General features: G+C 30.1%; 14 protein-coding genes and 2 riboswitches. Of the genes, 5 read left to right on the forward strand and 9 right to left on the reverse strand.

The window, feature by feature from the left end; all coding sequences use genetic code 11:
* Nucleotides 1-153: 153 nt before the first annotated feature.
* Nucleotides 154-375: riboswitch (cobalamin riboswitch) on the forward strand.
* 327 nt (nucleotides 376-702) lie between these two features.
* The 3 genes from PZA12_RS19070 to PZA12_RS19080 are packed head-to-tail and all read left to right on the forward strand — an operon-like array spanning nucleotide 703 to nucleotide 3,410.
* Nucleotides 703-1,617: an ABC transporter substrate-binding protein gene (locus PZA12_RS19070; RefSeq protein ID WP_078116842.1), complete on the forward strand. Its 915-nt coding sequence runs from the start codon at nucleotides 703-705 to the stop codon at nucleotides 1,615-1,617.
* Nucleotides 1,610-2,632 (forward strand): FecCD family ABC transporter permease, encoded by a 1,023-nt coding sequence (locus PZA12_RS19075; RefSeq protein WP_078116843.1) that lies wholly within the window; start codon nucleotides 1,610-1,612, stop codon nucleotides 2,630-2,632. Before PZA12_RS19070 ends, PZA12_RS19075 begins: the two co-directional genes overlap by 8 nt.
* Before the next feature lie 22 nt (nucleotides 2,633-2,654).
* A complete protein-coding gene (locus PZA12_RS19080; protein WP_078116844.1) occupies nucleotides 2,655-3,410 on the forward strand; it encodes an ABC transporter ATP-binding protein in 756 nt (251 codons plus the stop codon).
* Nucleotides 3,411-3,800: 390 nt separating this feature from the next.
* Here PZA12_RS19080 and PZA12_RS19085 read toward each other — a convergent pair whose 3' ends face one another.
* The gene (locus tag PZA12_RS19085; RefSeq protein ID WP_078116845.1) at nucleotides 3,801-4,271 is read right to left on the reverse strand and encodes a GNAT family N-acetyltransferase; all 471 of its coding nucleotides are present in this window, start codon (nucleotides 4,269-4,271) and stop codon (nucleotides 3,801-3,803) included.
* A gap of 615 nt (nucleotides 4,272-4,886) precedes the next feature.
* Nucleotides 4,887-5,762: an AraC family transcriptional regulator gene (locus tag PZA12_RS19090; RefSeq protein ID WP_078116846.1), complete on the reverse strand. Its 876-nt coding sequence runs from the start codon at nucleotides 5,760-5,762 to the stop codon at nucleotides 4,887-4,889.
* A gap of 478 nt (nucleotides 5,763-6,240) precedes the next feature.
* On the opposite strand from PZA12_RS19090, the gene PZA12_RS19095 reads away from it, so the two are divergent.
* Nucleotides 6,241-7,674 (forward strand): DDE-type integrase/transposase/recombinase, encoded by a 1,434-nt coding sequence (locus PZA12_RS19095; protein WP_168983577.1) that lies wholly within the window; start codon nucleotides 6,241-6,243, stop codon nucleotides 7,672-7,674.
* Between the two features lie 414 nt (nucleotides 7,675-8,088).
* Here PZA12_RS19095 and PZA12_RS19100 read toward each other — a convergent pair whose 3' ends face one another.
* The 6 genes from PZA12_RS19100 to cbiQ form a co-directional block, all read right to left on the reverse strand.
* Nucleotides 8,089-9,057, reverse strand: coding sequence for a DUF2087 domain-containing protein (locus PZA12_RS19100; RefSeq protein WP_078116847.1), 969 nt, complete (start codon nucleotides 9,055-9,057; stop codon nucleotides 8,089-8,091).
* A gap of 368 nt (nucleotides 9,058-9,425) precedes the next feature.
* Complete coding sequence (locus PZA12_RS19105) at nucleotides 9,426-10,523, reverse strand: diguanylate cyclase (RefSeq protein WP_078116848.1); 1,098 nt, start codon at nucleotides 10,521-10,523, stop codon at nucleotides 9,426-9,428.
* Between the two features lie 484 nt (nucleotides 10,524-11,007).
* Entirely contained in the window at nucleotides 11,008-11,325 is a 318-nt protein-coding gene (locus PZA12_RS19110; RefSeq protein ID WP_065419065.1) for an energy-coupling factor ABC transporter substrate-binding protein, read from the reverse strand.
* Nucleotides 11,325-12,077 (reverse strand): energy-coupling factor ABC transporter permease, encoded by a 753-nt coding sequence (locus tag PZA12_RS19115; RefSeq protein WP_078116849.1) that lies wholly within the window; start codon nucleotides 12,075-12,077, stop codon nucleotides 11,325-11,327. The genes PZA12_RS19110 and PZA12_RS19115 overlap by 1 nt, the downstream gene beginning before the upstream one ends.
* Before the next feature lie 234 nt (nucleotides 12,078-12,311).
* Nucleotides 12,312-13,139: an energy-coupling factor ABC transporter ATP-binding protein gene (locus PZA12_RS19120; RefSeq protein WP_078116850.1), complete on the reverse strand. Its 828-nt coding sequence runs from the start codon at nucleotides 13,137-13,139 to the stop codon at nucleotides 12,312-12,314.
* Nucleotides 13,140-13,473: 334 nt separating this feature from the next.
* A complete protein-coding gene (gene cbiQ, locus PZA12_RS19125; protein WP_171983658.1) occupies nucleotides 13,474-14,382 on the reverse strand; it encodes a cobalt ECF transporter T component CbiQ in 909 nt (302 codons plus the stop codon).
* Between the two features lie 423 nt (nucleotides 14,383-14,805).
* A riboswitch (cobalamin riboswitch) is annotated at nucleotides 14,806-14,982 on the reverse strand.
* 407 nt (nucleotides 14,983-15,389) lie between these two features.
* Here cbiQ and PZA12_RS19130 point away from each other — a divergent pair.
* Nucleotides 15,390-15,548, forward strand: coding sequence for a DUF1540 domain-containing protein (locus PZA12_RS19130; protein WP_077841627.1), 159 nt, complete (start codon nucleotides 15,390-15,392; stop codon nucleotides 15,546-15,548).
* Nucleotides 15,549-15,728: 180 nt separating this feature from the next.
* On the opposite strand, the gene PZA12_RS19135 is transcribed toward PZA12_RS19130, so the two are convergent.
* Nucleotides 15,729-15,878 carry a hypothetical protein gene (locus PZA12_RS19135; protein ID WP_012059879.1) on the reverse strand — a complete coding sequence of 50 codons (150 nt, stop codon included), beginning with the start codon at nucleotides 15,876-15,878 and terminating at the stop codon, nucleotides 15,729-15,731.
* Between the last annotated feature and the right edge of the window lie 128 nt (nucleotides 15,879-16,006).

Consider the following 16,006-nt stretch of genomic DNA (forward strand, 5'->3'; position numbering starts at 1 on the left):
GATATTTTCATAGCTTTTCGGAATCAAAATATTTATGATTTTGGTGAGTTATACGCATAAGTATATATTATAGTTGGGTTATCTATATATTTACAAGGTTTATTGCTAAAACTTACTATGAATAGTATAATCTTTTTATGTCAAATACTTTAATTATAATAAATGCAAACTATAGTCTGCATTTAAGTAATAAGGGAATGGAGTGAAATTCTTCAACTACCCCAGTAACCGTGAAACTGACGAAATCAAAGACACAATCAAAAATAACAAGTCCAACCTGTTATTTTTTGATTGTGTCTAACATGCCACTGAGAAATTGGGAAGGCTTGAAATTAGGATGAAGTTAAGTCGGGATACCTTGTTTTATACACCGATAATATCCTCTGAGGGTGGGATATTAGGCACATGAAAATAAATTTCAAGTACAACGCCACCATGAATATTTTTCACCAGATAAGAGAGTAAATTGATCTCATAGCAGGTCTATTAGGTCAGTCTACTTCCGAAGGATAGTTGAAAATAATCTGGTAAATGAACTTGTTATTTTTTGAATGTGACTTAAGTAATCATGCGTTTTATGAAAATAAGACTTTTAAGTTTTATTCTGATTTTTATAGGCATGTTTATTATGCTTCTATGCATACTCTCGATGGGTATGCTTTTTTTGTTACCCTTAAATACACTATATTTTAGGAGGGCATCATGAAACTAAAAAATAAATTTTTATCACTCTTTTTAATAATTATATTAGCTATGAGTACACTTTTCGGTTGTGGTAATAAGACTGCAACAATGACAGATAGAGAAGGTAACAGCTTTAAGCTTCCTGAAAAAGTAAATACTATAATATCTACAGCGCCATCAAATACCGAAATATTAGTTGGGCTAGGACTTTCAGATAAGTTAGTAGCTATAGACAAATATTCGTCAGATGTGGATGGTATTAATAAAGATTTACCTAAAATTGACTTTAAGAATCCAGATGCTGAAACTCTTGTGAGTTTAAAGCCTGACATAATAATAGCTTCAGGACATAATAAAACTGGGAGTGAAGACCCCTTTGCAGCTGTTAAAGAAGCTGGAATTCCTGTTGTATACATACCTACAAGTTCAAGCATAGAGGACCTTTATAAAGATATTGACTTTATATCAAAAATCACTGGTACTGAGAAAAAAGGTGATGAGATGACAGCTAATTTAAAGGATGAAATAAGTTCAATAAAGAAAATTGGAGATACTATTACTGATAAGAAAAATGTATATTTTGAAATAGGGTCAACTTCAGGTTTATATAGTTTTGGTAATAATACATTTTTAAATGAAATGATTGAAATTGTAGGCGCCAAAAATATCTTTGCTAATGAAAATTCGTGGATATCTCCAAGTCCTGAAGCTGTAGTAAAGGCTAATCCTGATGTAATACTTACAAATGAACCTATAAGTAATGCTATCGATAATATAAAAACTCGTGATGGTTTTCAAGAAGTTACTGCAGTTAAAAACAATAAAGTCTTTGCTATTGATAATAATTCCTCTTCCAGACCATCACAAAATATACTGAAAGCACTTAAACAAATAGCAAAAGCTATTTATCCTGAGGAATATGCAAATGTATAAAAAAATTATCATATTATTAATACCCTTAACATTTTTAATTTTATGTATCGGAACTTCTATTGGAAGTTCTGATACCAGCTTAATCCATATTGCATCGATAATTGGATATAAAGTTTTAAGAATTCCACTACTTAAAGAGATTAACCCTAATGATGTGGCGATAATTTGGAATTTAAGATTACCTAGAGTGTTTTTAGCCTTTCTTGTAGGTGCTTCCTTATCAGTTAGTGGTGCTGTGGTTCAATCATTACTTAGAAATCCACTCGCTTCACCCTATACCTTAGGAGTATCTTCTGGTGCTTCTCTTGGAGTTGGATTTCTTATAATATCTGGTTTTTCAATGCCTATACTCGGCAGGCTTACTCTTCCTTTAACAGGCTTTTTATGTGGGCTTTTGACTGTATTTATTATCATAAAATTTGCCTACAAAGTTGATAACAGCATGTCAACTTCAACTATAATTTTATCTGGTATGGTTTTTTCTTTATTTTGCAGTGCAATACTTACAACTGTAACAGCCTTATATAGTGAAGATATAAAAAGCATAGCTCTTTGGGAAATGGGTTCTTTCTCTATGAAGGGATGGTCATATGTACAAATGGGAATACCCTTCTTTATAATTGGAATAATTGGTGTCATGCGCTACTGCACTGAAATGGATATATTATCTTTTGGTGAAGATCAAGCAAAATCAGTTGGAGTAGATGTTAATACCATAAAGACTAGACTTCTTATTTTCTCTGCTATATTAACGGGTTCTGCTGTAGCCTTAAGTGGAATTATTGGTTTTGTGGATTTAATAATTCCTCACTTAGTAAGAAGAATCATTGGAGCAAAGCATAAATATGTGATTCCTGTATGCATAGTTTTAGGCGGCTGCTTTATGGTGATTACTGATCTAGTAGCAAGAATAATTATAATACCATCAGAATTGCCAGTTGGTGCTATTACTGCTCTGATTGGAGCTCCATTTTTTGCATACATATATTTTAATAAGGCACATGAAAGAAAATAATAAATCAAAGTAGGTGATGATTTTGTTAGAACTTAAGAATTTTTCTTGTGGATATGACAAAATAGATATCATAAAGAATATAACCTTTAAAGCTAAAAGAGGAGAAATTCTTTGCATAGTTGGTCCAAATGGATGCGGAAAAAGTACGCTTTTAAAAGCTATAGGCAGACTCATTGAATATAAAGGAACACTAACATTTGATTCAAAGGATATAAAAAATTTACCTGTGAAGGAATTTGCAAAACACGTTGCACTTATGACTCAAAGCAACAATGTTTACTTTCCTTACACAGTTTATGAAACTGTTGCTTTAGGCAGATATGCTTATTTGAAAGGGGCTTTATCCTCTTTAAGTAAAGAAGATGATTTAACCGTAATGAAAGCTATAAAAAGTGTTGGCCTTATAGATTTAAAAGATAAACTTATAAGTGAATTATCTGGCGGCCAGCTTCAAAGGGTCTTCATAGCAAAAGCCTTTGCCCAAGATCCAGAAATTATTTTATTAGATGAACCAACAAATCATCTTGATTTAAAATATCAAATTGAGATCCTAGAATATTTAAACCTTTGGGCAAAAGAAAATAATAAAATTGTAATAGCTGTATTACATGATTTAAATTTATCTAACTTATTTGGTGAGAAAATTATATTACTAAGCCATGGCGAAATAGTCAGCCAAGGTACACCTAAAGAAGTATTTCTAGAAGATAACTTAAAAAATGTATATAATATAGACGTGAAAAATTTCATGATTAGTGCTTTAAAGCAGTGGCAATAACATATATCGATAAAAGAAGTGACTTAATTGAATACTTATTTTCTAATTAGAGCGAATATAATTAGACCAGTACTCCATTTTCGATCCATTTAATGTTGGAATATGATATTTTCATTGCGTATTATTTAAGATGTTTAACATATAATATAAATATCCTGAAAATATTAATTATCACATACATATACGCCCCTTTATTGGGGCATTTTTATGCTAAATATTAGTATTGAGGATTTAAAGCTACTTCAAGTGTTCCGTATAAGATTCGGAACGTTTCTGGTGGTATGGCTTTTATCACCATACTTAATGAATACCTTATAATGAAACAATCTATACGCTTTCAATCAAACTCATTACAATATGTTTTAAATCCAATTCAATATTGTTATAAAATTATAATTCTACAAATCCAATTTTTTTATAAAGATTTACAGCATCTACATTTTCAGGGTGCACATATAAGATTAAATCATCGTATCCTAAATTCATTAATACATTTATACTTTTTTTCAAAAGATTACTTGCCATCCCCTGTTTCAAATATTTCTTAACTGTAAATAATTCTGAAACAAATGGTTTACCTTTAAATAAACTAATAAGAACTACAGCAGCAATTTCTCCATTTTGTTTAATTTGAAATGAAGCATCTGGAATAAATCTGCCAAAAGTACTTTCAACAATACTACAAATCTCCTTATTTAACTCTTCTATTGTTTCACCATTGAAGTCTACTGTATCTTTAAATGCGTCTAACATAGAAACTGATAATCCATCTATATCATCAGAATCTATCTTATCAAATGTATAAATTCCTTTTAGTTCTTGTGGTGCAAGTTTGCAAATCATGCCTATTCTTTCACTCATATATTATTCTCCTAATTTTTTTCTTATTTTGTCCTATATGAAACTTATATTGTAAATTATAATATATTTTCTAATATCACATTATTGAATTTTCAAAGAAGCTTTTTTATAATTACTTAGCCAAATCTACATATTATAGTTTAAATTTGCCACCATCCTGACACATTGGGCTATTATAATAATATTATAAAGATAATAAAAACTTTTTTTCATAAATTTTTCCCCCTATAAATATATAAAACAAAGAGCAACATTCATATCCTCGTTATGACATGTTGCTCTTTATTTGGTTCAAGCAAATTATCAATTTGAGTTGCCGTATTAGGATACGATGCTATTCCTATTGAAATTGTAATTTTTATAAATTTATACTTGCTCATCCAACAAATTTAATATTTCTAAAATCCCCCATTATTCAATTCTCAAAGTGTATTTTTATAATTTTCTAAGTTAATTCTATAGATATTTACTAAAAATTAGCTGACACATGTATACGCCCCTTTATTGAGGCATTTTTACGCTAAATATTAGAATTGTGCATAAAGAAATATCACAAAATTCATTTCTGAAATAATGTGATATTTCCACTTACTTATTTATTTTTATCTATCTATACTAGTGCTTTTTTACAACCGGTATCCAAATTTCACTTTTAAATGTTGGTGAAGTTACATCTTTATTCTCATTCCATAAAATTTCTGGTCCTTGTGTTTGTTCATAGTTTGAAGATGGAAACCATTCAGAATAAATGCGTCCCCAAACGTTTTGCAATGTATCTGGAAATGGTCCTACAGCTTCAAATACTGCCCATGTTGATGCAGCAACTTCAAGTTTTGATAAATTATTGGGACACTCTTTTGTTGTTGCAACACCTATATAATGGTCAAGTTCTCCTTTCTCCTCCATTCGTCCTTCTGAAAAATTTAAAGATGCACTTATTAACCCTCTTGGTTCTGTATTAGATAACTCTTTCAATTCATTAATATTTTCAACAGTTAGGCTTTGCCACATCTTAGCAATCTCTGGATTTACTCCATTAAAAATTATAGGAACCCTTTTTTCTATTCCAATTATATAAAATGCTTCTTTCTCCTCAATTCTATAGTTCATTTCATTTCCTCCTTCAATTGATAATCGAAAAGTCATTCGTGGATAGGCTTTTAATGATTTTCCATTATACCGAGCCTCTGATGGTGTTATCCCATGTAAACTTTGAAACGCTCTTGTGAACGAATCTGCTGACTTGTATCCATATTTAACAGCTAAATCAATTATTCTTACATTTCTATCATTAAGTTCAAAAGCTGCTAAGGTAAGACGTCTTCTACGAATGTACTCTGATAACGAAACACCCGCAAGAAAAGAAAACATTCTTTGAAAATGATATTCTGAACAAAATGCCAGTCTTGCTACTTCTTTAAAATCAATTATTCCATCAAGATTTTCTTCAATATAATTTAATGCTTCATTCATTTTTTTTAACGAATCCATTTAGTAACTCTCCTTTCATCAATAGAATATCAGAAATTACATTTATCCATCCGACTATTCTTGCACAATTATGTAGGATTAATTACAACTAGGTATATAAAATAAACATATGCTAGTATTCATTATCCTAAAATATTATTAATCATATATGTATAATTAATTCTATATTTAACATTATTCAATTTCCAAAGAAACTTTTTATAATTACTTAGTTAAGTCTACATATTGTAGTTTAAATTTGCCACTATACTGACATATTAGATTATTATAATAAGATTATAAAGATAATAAAGCTTTTTTTCATATAATTTTCCCCCTATAAATATAAGGTACTGTCAAAGTTTTTTATCTAACTAAGGCAGCAACCCTTTAATTTTTCTTATTTTTTATATAAATAACTTGCCACCCCCAAAAAGTTAAGATATTTTATACTTGCAAAACAAAAACACTGAACTAAAAAAGGAGGCAAGCTATTACCATGATTAATAAGTTTCTTCTTGAAACTGTAATTTATCTTATTGAAATTATAAAGTATCTCATGACTTTGCTGGTTGGCAAAAACTTGCTTAAAAGCATTTCGGACGAACCTGTTAAGAAAGAATACCGAAAGCTTCAAGTAGATGATCAACCAATCTTTGATGTTCCCGAAAAACTTAACTATAAGCTTCTAATAGCTGAATATGAGTTTAAGCACGGCAAAGAATTTGCTCCTGTGAAACCTCGCAAAAACAAAGCGTTAGCTCCTAAGGATGTTATCTGTCCTAAGTGTGGTGCTCCACATACCTATCTTTACGATAATAACGGAGGCCGAGGACAATATCTTTGCAAAGTCTGTGATACCACATTCAATCCTAAAAATTACTATCAGAAATCCATAGTGTTAAGATGTCCTCACTGCAGTAAAACACTTGAAAGAATCAAGGCGCGTAAGGATTTCTACGTTTATAAGTGTAAGAATGATAATTGCTCTTTTTACCAAAATAATCTTAAATCAATGACAAAATCTGAAAAACAAGATTTTAAGAAGAATCCTGGTAAGTTCAAAGTTAGATACATATTTAGAGATTTCACTTTTGACTTTAAGCCACTTTCTAAAGAAAGTCCGGTAAAATCAAAGGTTTCTCTTCCAAACATTATGATTTCTTCTTACACCTTAGGACTCATTCTAACTTACTACGTTAACTACGGTTTATCTTCCAGAAAGACAGCTGCATTGCTTAAAGATATTCATGATATTAAAATATCTCATCAAGCAATTTTAAACTATGTTAATGCCGTTTCAATTGTAGTTAAGCCATTTATAGATAACTACGATTATAAACTTTCTGACTCTTTCTGCGGCGATGAAACCTACATAAAAGTTAACGGTAAGTGGAACTATATTTTCTTCTTTTTTGATGCTGTTAAAAAGATTATTCTATCTTACAGAGTATCACCACATAGAGATACCGAAACGGCTGTAAAAGCCATCGATGATGTTCTAAGTAAGTTAAAAGAAATACCTGAAGATCTTAATCTTATAACTGATGGTAACCCTATATATCTTCTTGCACAGCACTTCTTTGCAAGCCATAGTATAAAATTCGATGTTACTCAAGTTATAGGCTTAACCAATAAAGATGAAGTTTCAAAAGAATATAGGCCATTGAAGCAAATTATTGAACGTCTTAACCGAACCTTTAAAGGCAATTATAGAGCTACTACTGGCTTCGGAAGTCCTAACGGGTCGGTTGCATTTGTAACTATGTTTGTGGCATACTTTAACTTTCTAAGACCACATTCTGCCCTTGAAGGCAAAACTCCTGTAATCCTTGAAGAGTTAGAGTCAATGTCCAACATGCCTACTAGATGGTGCAAATTTATTGAACTATCTCAAGACTTTGTTCTAAATAACTGTACAATAACTGCCTAATGATCTAAAGCAGTTGGTGAAACGCACCCTTGACACGCCCACAAAGATAAATGGTAAAATATCTCAATAGGCGGGTCTATTAGTCATGTTCAAAATTATCATTCACCCGTCCTTAACTGCCTAAGACCATTTATCTTTAGGTGTGTCAAGGGCAACTAGCAAACATAATTTAACATTAAATGGTAGTTGGATTGATTTTTCATATATTTTTTACACTACCAAATATAAAACAAAGAGTAACATTCATATCCCCGTTATGACATGTTGCTCTTTATTTCATTTCAAATAATTATTACGTTCACACATAATTTAGTGACATTAATTATCTAAAAATCACAAATTCAATTCTCCCATGCAGTTCAATTTCATAGTCTATCATCTATAGGTTGTTAATTTATAACGTCACAAATCAGCTTATTTATATAACTTTAAATTATCTCCTTGATTTTCAATCCACAAACTTAAAAGCTCTTTTAGATCATCAACCTTTTCTTTATCTGTAGCACTTTCATTAGGTTTAAGTTTTTCAACAACTTTAAACTCGAAAGCACTTTCTCCATAAGCTGCCCAATCTTCCTTTAATTTTTTAGATTTAGTTCTCCCCAAATTCAGCTGAAATTTGATTGATTCAAATGGTTTATATAAATTAGTACATATATCTACGAAAGAATATCCATTAACTGTATTATATATTTGAATTATTCCCATTTCTATTTCTTGTTGTTTATAATTATTTATTATCTCTTTTTTACTCATTTTATCCATAATAACTTCCTCACATTTCTTATAATATTTACTTCCATCATCATTTCTTCCCAAGTATCCATAATCTACTAAGTATCGTCGTATTATCGCATCATCTTCGTAAATAGGCTTGATAATTCTTTTTACTTCAGCTTCCGTATACTCTTTATTTGGTTCAAACAAATTAGCAAACCTTGGTAATAATGCTTTTCTTTTCTCCTCTTTAGCTGGAAAGTTTCTAAGTTTTGGATTGGCCATTTTACTATTCCCATCGTCAGCTAACTCTATAGCTGCTAAAAAAGCTCTTGCTTGTCTTGCCCTTTCTCTTAGCGCAAATCTCATATTTCTTACTGTTGATTCTGCACATCCAAGCTTAATTCCAATTTCTTTATTACTATACTTGTTTGACACCATTTCCAAAAGCTCTTTCTGAATTTCAGTAAGTCCAGTATATTTCTTATCAAGCATCAGTATTCTGTCCATAGGGCTCCCATGCTCTGCTGTATGAGTGCTTATGTCACTACTATTTTTACCTGTATATTTCCCGCATATCAAACAAAGAAATTCTGCTTTTTTGCTATCCCATATGTAACCCCTTTTAAAGTCGTCAATAGTTGCATCGCGAATAAACTCTTTCATTTTCTTCTCCTTGTCTATTAATTCAATAGACATTTTATCATTTTAATATATATGTGTCAATTTTACTACTTAAAATTGGTTAATAAAATATCTTATAAATATTTCATTAACCAACTTTCAAAGAATATTCTATAGTTTAACTACATCATGCTAACTCATAGTCAGCACTATTATATTAAAAATTATATATTTAAAGGATTTATTGTCACTGTTATTATTAAATTTAAAATGCATAGGAGTTCGTAAAGAGAAATATGATGAATCTTGCATAAAGAAGCTTCTAGCGCTAGTGTTGTAGTGACTTAACATCAAATAAATAAAAAAAGAGCTGACTATCTATTATCTATCAGCTCTTCCTTAGGTATTTTTTATATTTTATGTTCTTCATTATTAAATAAAACCACTTTATTTCTTCCAGTATTTTTGGCTTGATATAGCGCTGTGTCAGCCATTTCAAGCAAATTATCAACTTGAGTTGTCGTATTAGGATATGATGCTATTCCGATTGAAATTGTAATTTTTATAAATTTGTTATCTGAAATGTAAAAATCATTATCTTCAACCTTCTCCCTTAGTCTTTCTGCAATCTTGACAGCTTTAGAGTCTGAACAATCTAATAATATTATAGAAAACTCTTCCCCTCCCATTCTAGATACAACATCATAAGCCCTGCATGTATCAAGAAGGATTAAGGCTAAACTCTTTAAAATAGTGTCTCCTGCATTATGCCCATAAGTATCATTTATTTTCTTAAAAAAATCAATATCTATAAATAACATAGATAACTCTTCTTTTTTTCGTACAGCCCTCTGAGAAATATTATTGAAACTATTGTCAAATTCTCTTACATTATTTAAGCCAGTCAAATAATCTTTTGTTGCCTCATTTCTTAACTTTTGATAAATTCTAACTGTTTCAAATATGTAGTCTGCGTATTTAATTGAAATATACGATACTATTAAATATCCAGAAAAGTATAGACTCACTGCTTGAAAAACGAATTTAACATTTTGAGGCATTGTAAATGATGAAATAACTGATGCTATAACAAAGAAGATCATGGAATAAATATATTTACGTTTTTTTGATATTTTCAATAAAGAAATAATTCCAAATCCGATCCCCATAACTAAAGCAATTGCTGATCCAATTAGTGATATATCAGACACTCCCAAAATTAAAGATCTAAAAATAGCTATCAGAATGGAAGCAATAATTGAAGAGAAAAATCCACTATAAATGGCGGAAAATAAAATTGGTATGTACCTAAAATCAATAAAGGTATCTGGTGTAATATGTACACTGTTTATCATCAGTATCACACCTAATATCCCGCTATAAAGTCCCCATAAAAACTTACTTTTTAGCGACAGATCTTCAAAAATTCTTTTATTTCTAAGAATATGCTGAGCAATACTCATAAACGCTATTAAAATACATGCATTTTGAAAAAACTCAAGAACCATAATTTATAACCCCTTTTTCATAAATTTATACTTGCTTATCCAACAAATTTAATATTTCTAAAATCCCCCATTATCTAATTACACATTGATAATTTATATATCAATCCCACAAAAGTTAATATTTGCAGAACAAAACTTGTCCGTTTGTACTAATAACAAGTTAAGTATTTCTTCTTATCCCTGTATATTAATCCCAACGAACATACTTTAGTATTATAGCATATTTTACAAATATCACATTATACGATTTTCAAAGAGTATTTCTTATTTACTATGCCAAATCTTCCATATAAAGGTTTCTATCTCTAATGTCATAGTAGCTGAGCATCAAATAAATTAATAAAAGAGCTGACTATGTATTATTTATCAGCTCTTCATTAAGTATTTTTTATATTTTATGTTTCTAATGGTTTGATCCAGCTTATAGTGAAGAAACAGGAATGCTAATATCTTCCATATAAAACCCTCAAATGCATGAAAAATATTACTTTTTCTTATCTTTTTCTATTTTGTGTCTCTCTACAAACCTTCCCATTAGGAATGCAATTACTCCAACTCCAATACCTGTCTGTACACAGAAAAGCAGACTTTCTACCTCGCCTGGCAATTCTCCACCTATCCAAGTTTCCATGACTGGCTTAAACCAAGGCTCGTACTCAGTACCTGTAATTTCAGAAACTACTTTACTTCCAGCATCATCAGAGCCACCAAATTCAGCGCCTCTTAATGTGAATAATGGAATAACAGCAATTAATGCCGCAATGATTAGTAGAATTATAACTGTTTTTTTAGTCTTTGACATTAATTTTCTCCTCCCTTCACTAATCCAAGACCTGTCAATTCAGATTTTGCATATGTTTCAAGGCCAATTATAATTACAACTGTCAAAATACCTTCAATAATTGCAAGTGGAACTTGAGTTGGAGCAAATACTGCAAGGAATTTAGCTGCCGATACCATAAAACCGCCGTTTTCCGATGGATATGCAAGTGCAAGCTGAAAACTTGTTACACAATAAGTGAATAAATCTCCAATTGATGCAGCCAAGAAAATGCCTACATATTTATTAACTTTTAAAGCCTTACATAATCTATATATTCCATAGGAAACAAATGGCCCTGCAATAGCCATAGAAAATGTATTAGCCCCAAGAGTAGTGATTCCCCCATGAGCAAGCAGTATTGCCTGGAAAATAAGTACAATGATTCCTAAGATACTAACAGCGCTTGGCCCAAACAATATTGCACCAAGTCCAGTACCAGTCATATGTGAACAACTTCCTGTTACTGACGGTATCTTTAATGATGAAAGTACAAAAACAAATGCTCCCGCCATAGCCAAAATGGTAATTGATCTACGATTTTTAGCCAATGTCTTCTTAATTGATAAATAGCCTATGGCTATGAATGGAACGCAAATAACACCCCATATAATGCAAAATTGTGGTGGAAGATACCCTTCCATAATGTGCATTGCATTTGCTGCTGGAGCTACTCCAAAAATCAAAGCAAATGCTGCCGCTAGAGCGACAATTCTCTTTTCTTTCTTATTCATTTTTCTCCCCCTCAATAAAACTTTAATATTTCTAATATTAAAGTCTAAATAATAAAATAATATAAATTCCTATTTGTAATATGGCTGCTTTTTTTATATGCAAAATGATCTTATTTGCAGTAAAGTTCCGTATTGTAGCATAGCTACTCTTTTCGTAAGTGCATAGCTGCTTTTTATATATGTGAAATGATCTTATTTGCAGCATAGCTGCTTTACATATATGTGTGAAAATTTCTATTTTTGCAGCATTTCTTTAAATTCTTTTATACTTTTAGGATATGATTTTATGTCCTTTAAAATATTTTTTTCTATAAGTGATTCGTAAACTTCTAACAACGTTGGTTGCTTTAAATTTGCTTGTTTCAAAATTTCCTTGTTTTGAAAAATCTCTATAGGTGATCCATCTGCAATAATCTTTCCATCATTAAAAACAAGAACTCTTTCAGCCCATCTATATGTAAAATCCACATCATGTGTAGATATCAACATTGTCTTTCCCTCTGCCCCAAGTTTTAATAGAACTTCTTCTAACATCATCGCATTTAATGGATCTAGTGCTGCTGTTGGTTCATCAAAAATTATAATTTCCGACTTCATCGCAATAATGTCAGCAATACTTACACGCTTCTTTTCCCCACCACTTAAATAATGAGGTGGACGATCCTTTAAATGAGAAATATTCATATATTCTAGTGCTTCATCCACCCGTTTTAATACTTCTTCTTTGGGAAGTTTCAAATTCATAGGTCCAAATCCAACTTCTGCTCTAACTGTGGATGCAATAATTTGATTATCAGCATCCTGAAACACTATCCCTATATTTTTTCTAAGTTCCTTTAAATTCTTTTTATTTATAACAGTATCTCTATAAATAATTTTTCCTTGTTCTGGGGTAAGTACCCCATCTACATTTAAGAAAAATGTGGATTTTCCTGAGCCGTTAGAACCAATGACAGCTATTTTCTCACCTTCATAAATATCTACATTTACCCCATTTAATGCAGACTTTCCATTTCCGTAAGCATAATGGAGATCTTCAATTTTTAATATTAACTTTCTCATAATCGTTCCTTTCTAAGCACATGAAAATACATAGCAAATTTAAAACTCTTATTGTATGCAACATAACCTATCTTTCTAACAAAATGTTCTTATATACAACATAACTACGCTTTCTAGATAAATGATCTTATGTGTAACATAACTATCTTTTCTAAGAAAATGATTCTATTTGCAGCATAACTACCGTTTTTTAAAGAATGTTCTTATATGTAGCATAGCTACCTTTTTCTAAGATAAATGATCTTATATGTAGCATAGCTACTTTTTCTAAGGTGTATATTTTTCATTGAGCTAGGCAAGGATGCAAGTGGATTTGTTATTTTTTAAATGTGCCTCACCTTGTAAAATACCAAAGTAAAACCAAAAAGATTATGAATACTGCTGCTAAGACAATCTGCATAACTTCTACATTTTTCTCTTCCTCTAAAAATACAAGTTCCCCATCATAACATCGTGATTCCATTGCATCATAATAAGCATTTGCTTTCCTAAGTGAAATGATAAGCATATTACTTGCAATACTCCCAAATGTATAGCATGAAGTTTTAAAATCACAATAACCTTGACGTGATTTTGCTGAGCTTTTCATTTTTGTAAATACATCCATTAAGATAAATATATAACGATAAATAAGACTCATTAATTCTACAATAAGCTTTGGTACATGCGCCTTTCTAAGTACATAAATAATCTCAGAAGTTGGGGTAGATAAGGTCATCATCTGTAGAGCACTGATTGCTGCAAAAATTTTCAAAATTAGAAATATCATTTTTTTAAGCTGAACAGTTGAAGTAAAAACGTAGCAAAACCCAAGATATAAATTGTACTGCCCTATTGGTTGTTTTGAAAAATCAATAGCAATAGTAAAAGTGCTAAGTAAAATAAAAGTAATTGGAATTGCTAATATTGACAGGTATTCATCTACCGAAATTTTTCCTTTAATAACTGTAATATAAGCCATTGCAATTATCACTGTAGCAGATACATATAGATTGTTAAATACGATGCAAAGAACAAGCGTCAAAACTGATAAATACACTTTAAATTCAGCATTCCAATGTCTGATCTTTGAAGCATAAGCATAAAAATCAATTGAATATCCTTCTCCATGTTTATGTCCAATTTTATGATTATGATGATGAACTCTCTCCCTATGAGCATTCATATTTTGATGTTTCCATATAAATACGAATAAAAAGACAACCACCAGAAACACAGCACATAAAATAATTATTTTTTCCATACCTCATCTCCTTCCATTTTCTATCTATATTTACTTATATACAAATTGACAATTAAAGTTTGCTAGTTATATATGCGTACTATGCCATAATATGTGCTTTATTATAGCTTGTCTTTAATTCTTATATAGTTTTTATGCAAAATAAAAAGCCCTTCTAACATAAGTGTTAAAAAGACATAATAATAAAACATATTTATTCATATAAAATATGTAAATAAATTTTCATTAAAACGCCCCCTCTATCACTCGTAGAGTTTAGTCACATTAAAAAGATAACAACTCAGTATGATAGCTTATTTACTATCATACTTTATCATCACATGCACATAATAATCCTCTATGAGATGCATCTATCTTGTCATCTGACGAAAAGTTAAAATATGCATCGCATCTTAGACTTGCTATTTTCTTTAATGTGCCTTTTGGTGCAAAACATAGGCAGGTCTTCTGACTTAAGAATCATCATTTAAATACGCCTTCCCTATCTTTAAGTGGCATCCAATGTATTTAAACTCCTCTAATACAGCTACGGGATAGTTTAGGAATTTCACCTAATTCCCTTTTAATTAATCAAAAATCACTTTAAAAATTTAATTAAGTAATTTTAGTTAAACCTATATTTTATTTATAAAATTTTGCTAATTTGCATTTATATTCTTAACCATAACATTTTTAGTAAAAAAAATCAATCCAATTTTCTACTGTATAGATAACCCAACTATAATATATCCTTATGCTTATAACTCACCGAAATCATAAATATTTTGATTCCGAAAAACTATGAAAATATGAACTTAAAGACTGGCTCGCCAAAATAGGAATATATGTAGAATGGTTATCTACTATTATTAAACTTTTGTATACACTCATAACAGAAATGCATATATTTTTGTAACCTAAATAGCCATAATATTCAGAAAATGTTTGAAGATGCATCTTATATATAAAGCATAAAATAAAAATTTTATCAAATAATATTATAGAAATTAAATTAAGGGGTGATTAATATGAAACATAACGAAAGCATTGGATGTTCTGTAACAGAGTGCAAATATCATTGTAAAGATGACGATTACTGTACTTTAGACCAAATTAAAGTAGGTACTCATGAATCTAGAGCTAAAACTGTAGAATGTACTGATTGTCAGTCTTTCGAATTACACTAATAAAGAATCTATATTTTGACTAAAACTTTATTTTTAATTTAAGAGAATAATAATATTATTAAATTCTTACTGAAAATAGAGATAGTATTTCTGGGTGTTCTGCTATCTCTATTTTTTGATATGTAATTTTTTTGCAATGAATTTCTATTATTTTATCATACTACTATAAAAAGTTCTATATTATCTATCAATCAATTCTTTCTTAACATATTCATTAATAGTATATTCTTCACCTTCAAATATCTCTGTTAAATGCAATATTATTTCCTGTTCTTCTTCTGGAAGGTCTCTTATTGTATCTTTGATTGTATCTATCGTTACATCTTTCATAAAATAAAATCACCACCTTGATGTTATTATGAGATATTATATTACATAAATCCCAAATAATCCATAGTATAAATATTGGAAATTTACTAATGCTATAAATGCTAATCTTTTATAGCTTGGCAGGTTGC

Source organism: Clostridium beijerinckii, from assembly GCF_036699995.1.
Classification (GTDB): domain Bacteria; phylum Bacillota; class Clostridia; order Clostridiales; family Clostridiaceae; genus Clostridium; species Clostridium helianthi.